The organism is Amycolatopsis sp. SID8362 (assembly GCF_010550475.1).
Classification (GTDB): Bacteria; Actinomycetota; Actinomycetes; order Mycobacteriales; family Pseudonocardiaceae; genus Amycolatopsis; species Amycolatopsis eburnea.
Genome location: NZ_JAAGNB010001406.1, coordinates 1 through 516, shown reverse-complemented (window position 1 = coordinate 516; position 516 = coordinate 1). Strand labels below are relative to the sequence as shown.

At 75.2% G+C, this 516-nt stretch carries 1 protein-coding gene; it reads right to left on the bottom strand.

The genetic code is table 11. The features are described from left to right. Positions 1 to 516 (bottom strand): beta-ketoacyl reductase (locus G3I65_RS42940; protein ID WP_160701174.1); only part of this gene is annotated, 516 nt, incomplete at both ends.

Sequence of the window (516 nt, the reverse complement as noted above, 5' to 3'; positions counted from 1 at the left end):
GTGCGGCGTCGAACAGGGCGAGGCCCTGCTCGGTGCTCAACGGCGGCATGCCGGAGCGCACCATCCGCTGGCGGTCGGCGTCGGTGAGGCCGCTGGTCATGCCGGTCGGCTCGGCCCAGGCGCCCCAGGCCAGGGACAGGCCGGGCAGGCCGAGCGCGCGGCGGTGCTGGGCCAGTGCGTCGAGGAAGGAGTTGGCGGCCGCGTAGTTGGCCTGGCCGGGCCCGCCGAACAGGCCGGAGACCGAGGAGAAGGTGACGAACGCGCTCAGCCCGTGGCCGCGGGTCAGCTCGTGCAGGTGCCACGCGGAGTCCGCTTTGGACCGCAGGACGGTGGCGAAGCGTTCGGGGGTGAGGGAACCGAGGACGCCGTCGTCGACGACACCCGCGGTGTGGATCACCGCGTCGAGCGGCACGCCGGCGACCAGTGCCTCGACGGCGGCGCGGTCCCCGAGGTCGCAGGCGGCGATTTCGACGCGGGCGCCGAGGCCGGACAGCTCGGCCACGAGCTCGGCGGCGC